This window comes from Pseudomonas sp. SDO5591_S426, assembly GCF_054070755.1.
Window position 1 is genome coordinate 1 of the sequence record NZ_JBSVXD010000302.1, and the last position, 4,171, is coordinate 4,171.

The window sequence follows — 4,171 nt, forward strand, 5'->3', positions numbered from 1 at the left end:
GTTCACACCCTTTGAACATGACATAGCAACCTGTGGGAGCGGGCTTGCCCGCGATAGCGTCGGATCATTCACCGCATTACTCGTCACGGTTCTCATCTGCCTGTTCAGCACAACCGTCATAGCCGCCGAACCCGAATTGCGCGTCCAAGCCACCCTGCAACCCAACAAACCAGCCATGGTCGGCAGCCTCATCGAACTGCAGCTCGAAGTCCTCACCGACACTTGGTTCACCAGCGCCCCCACCCTGCCCGACCTTAAGTTGAACGGCGCACTGGTCATGCCGCCCGACGGCCACGCCGAACACGTCAATCAGACCCTCGATGGCAAATCCTTCAGTGGCATGCGCTACAGCTACCTGATCACCCCGAATCTGGCACAGGGATTCGACATCCCGGCGCTGACGGTACGCGCCACTCCCGGTCAGGCCACCACCGAGCTTAGCGCCCAGAGCCAGCCCTTGCATTTCACCGCGACACAACCCCCAGGGTTCCGGGTCGGTGAGCCGGTGCTGGTGGCTCAAGGGCTGCGATTCACGCAAAAAACCATCCATTCGGCCACGCCGTTGAAGGTCGGCGACAGCATCACCCGTGAACTGACGCTCCAGGCAGATGGCGCCCTGGCCATGTCATTGCCGACGCCACCGCTGGGTGATGTCCGAGGCCTGAGTCGTTACGCGAAATCCCCGCAGATCAGCAATCTGGATGACGGCCGCGGCCACTTCAACGGCGGGCAGCGCATCGACACCGCGACTTACCGGGTCGACACCGAAGGTCATTACACACTCCCGCCGATCGAGGTGAAATGGTGGGATGCCAGCACCGGGCAAACCCGTACCGCGCAAGTGCCTGAGATCGATTTCGACGCAGCGGCCAACAGTGCCTACAAACCGGTGTTCTCGATCACCGAAGACCTGAAAAAACTCGGCCGGCAAAACAGCCTGCATCTTTCCGGTTATGGCTTGGGGCTGTTCGTGCTGCTGTTGGCCATCGCCGGGCTCTACTGGTTTGCCCGCCCGCTGTGGCAGCGCACCCGCTCTCGCTGGCAGGCCCGACGTCGTGCACGGCACGCGGCCTGGCTGGAGTCCAGCGACTTCGCCTGGCGCCAGATCCCGGCACAACTCGACGGCAATCCGCCGCAGTTGAGCGCCTTGTACCTGTGGACCCGCCGCAGCCGCAAAGGCCTGAAGCTCACCGGTCTGGGCCCTCGTCTACAGGCACTGTTACGGGCCTGTTACGGCCGCGAGCCGACCAAAGATCAGGCAATGCACCAACTCAAGGAATCCTTGACTACGCTGCATAGTCAGGCTGAACACAACAAAGAATCAGTCGCTCCCGCACTGCGACCACTCAACCCCGTTCACGAGAAGGAATTTCGATGATGAACCCGATATCGCTACGCCAACTTCACGGGTTTAAGTTTCTACTGACACTCGCCCTGAGCCTGCCCTTGCTGGTTCAGGCCGCCGAGCCACTGCCGTCCTGGAACGACGGCCCGTCAAAAAAGAACATCATCGAGTTCGTCCAGGCCGTGACCGATCAAAGCAGCAAGGACTTCGTCAAACCCGAAGACCGCATCGCCGTGTTCGACAATGACGGCACCCTGTGGAGCGAGCAACCGATGTACTTCGAGTTTCTGTTCGCCCTCGAAGAGGTCAAGCGCACCGCGCCGCAACACCCGGAATGGAAAACAACCCAACCGTTCAAGGCAGTACTGGAAAACGATCACCAGGCCCTCGCAGCCACCGGCATGGACGGCTTGATGAAGATCTTCGGCGCGACTCACACCGGCATGACCACCGAAGCCTTCGACGACTACGCCAAGACCTGGCTTTCCCAGGCCCGCCACCCGAAAACCGGCAAGCCTTACACCGAAATGATCTTCCAGCCGATGCTGGAAATGCTCGACTACCTGCGCAGCCAGGACTTCAAGACCTACATCGTTTCCGGTGGTGACACCGGGTTCATGCGCGCCTTCGCCGAAAAGGTCTACGGCATTCCGCCCGAGCAAGTCATAGGCACGACTTTCGTCACGACGTTTGAATACAAGGACGGCAAGGCATCGATCCTGCGCACACCGAAACTGGCGCACAACGACGACGGCCCAGGCAAACCGGTCAGCATCGATGCGGTCATCGGGCGTCGGCCAATCCTCGCCTTCGGCAACTCCGACGGCGACCTGCAAATGCTGCAATGGACCGCCGCCGGACCGGGCAAGCGCTTCATGGGCCTGGTGCATCACACCGACGCCAAGCGCGAATGGGCCTATGACCGGGAGTCAAAAATCGGCCGTCTGGACAAGGCCCTGGACGAAGCGAAATCCCGCGGCTGGACCGTCGTCGACATGGCTGCCGAATGGCGGCGGATCTACCCGTTCGACGCCCCCGCAACCGAGCAAGTGCAATAAAAAAGCGTAATGCAGGACCGCAATAAACGTTTGTCGCATCAGGCGACGCAAGTGAGCATAAGGAGCCAGTCAGATGACTCGCATACGCAAGTGGCTACCGAAACTCGCCCTCGTGGCGACATCGGTCATGGCGATTTCGGCGACAGCCGGGGCCGCCGAAAAACCCAACATTCTGGTGATCTTCGGCGATGACATCGGCCAGACCAATATCAGCGCCTATTCCATGGGTGTGGTCGGCTACAAGACGCCGAACATCGACCGCATCGCCAAGGAAGGCATGATGTTCACCGACTATTACGCGGAGAACAGTTGCACCGCTGGGAGGTCTTCGTTCATCACCGGGCAGACACCATTGCGTACCGGCTTGTCGAAAGTGGGTATTCCGGGCGCGCCAGTGGGCTTGCAAAAGCGTGACATCACCATTGCCCAGGCGCTCAAGTCCCAGGGCTATGCCACCGGTCAATTCGGCAAGAACCACCTGGGTGACCGGGATGAATACCTGCCGACCAATCACGGCTTCGACGAGTTCTTCGGCAACCTTTACCACCTCAACGCCGAGGAAGAACCCGAGCGTCCGTACTGGCCCAAGGATGACCCGGAATTCGTCAAGGCGGCCTCACCACGCGGTGTGATCCACAGTTTTGCCGACGGCAAGATTGAGGACACTGGTGCCTTGAACACCAAGCGCATGGAAACCATCGACGACGAAACCACGGCGGCAGCGCAGGCGTTCATCGAGAAGCAGGCCAAGGCGGACAAGCCGTTTTTCGTCTGGATGAACACCACGCGCATGCACGTCTTCACCCACGTACGCGAGTCGATGAAGGGCCAGAGCGGCATGCCCGGCAACGACTATGCGGACGGCATGCTTGAGCACGACGGCGACGTCGGTAAACTGCTGAAGACGCTCGACGACCTGAAAATCGCCGACAACACCATCGTCGTCTACACCACCGACAATGGCCCGAACCAGTTCTCCTGGCCGGACGCTGCGACCACGCCGTTCCGAAACGAGAAAAACTCCAACTGGGAAGGTGCTTATCGCGTACCGGCGATGATCCGCTGGCCGGGCAAGATCAAACCGGGGGAGGTCTCCAACGAAATGTTCTCGGGGCTTGACTGGTTCCCGACCTTGCTCGCCGCTGCGGGCGACACTGGCGTGAAGGACAAACTGCTCAAGGGTTGGGCCCCGGTATCGGGAGGCAACAACTTCAAGGTGCATCTGGATGGTTACAACCAACTGCCTTACCTGACCGGCCAGGCGCCGAAAGGCGAACGCAAGGAGTTCTACTACTTCAACGACGACGGCATGCTGGTATCGATGCGTTACGGCAACTGGAAAGCGGTGTTCTGCGAACAGCGGGCTCCGGGTGGCTTCAAGGTCTGGAGCGAGCCTTTCGTGTGTCTGCGGGTGCCGAAAATCTTCAACCTGCGCATGGACCCGTATGAGCGTGCCGACGTGGTTTCCGATCAGTACTACGACTGGACCACCAAGAACGTTTACCTGACCGAGATCGCGGTAATGAAATCCGCCGCGTTCCTCGAAACATTCGTCGAGTACCCACCGAGCCAGAAACCGGCCAGCTTCAGTATTGACCAGGTGCGTGCCGCGGTAGATGCCAAAATCGCTGAAAAAATGAAGAATCAACCTGCACAGTAAGACCGCTTGAACGCTGCTCGCCTTAACCGGCGAGCGGCCCAATTCCAGGGAGTGCAAACACATTCCCCGGTAGGAGCTGCCGCAGGCTGCGATCTTTTGACCTTCAGC

3 protein-coding genes are annotated in these 4,171 nt (G+C 59.8%); all 3 read left to right on the forward strand.

Annotation, left to right across the window (positions count from 1 at the left end):
• The first annotated feature begins 22 nt into the window (after positions 1 to 22).
• The 3 genes from ACW9JC_RS28930 (at position 23) to ACW9JC_RS28940 (ending at position 4,063) form a co-directional block, all read left to right on the forward strand.
• Positions 23 to 1,378, forward strand: a complete 1,356-nt coding sequence (locus ACW9JC_RS28930; protein ID WP_457459315.1) for a hypothetical protein — start codon at positions 23 to 25, stop codon at positions 1,376 to 1,378.
• Positions 1,375 to 2,403: an HAD family hydrolase gene (locus ACW9JC_RS28935; RefSeq protein WP_457459311.1), complete on the forward strand. Its 1,029-nt coding sequence runs from the start codon at positions 1,375 to 1,377 to the stop codon at positions 2,401 to 2,403. Before ACW9JC_RS28930 ends, ACW9JC_RS28935 begins: the two co-directional genes overlap by 4 nt.
• Positions 2,404 to 2,476: 73 nt before the next feature.
• A complete protein-coding gene (locus ACW9JC_RS28940; protein WP_457459313.1) occupies positions 2,477 to 4,063 on the forward strand; it encodes an arylsulfatase in 1,587 nt (528 codons plus the stop codon).
• Positions 4,064 to 4,171: the final 108 nt, after the last annotated feature.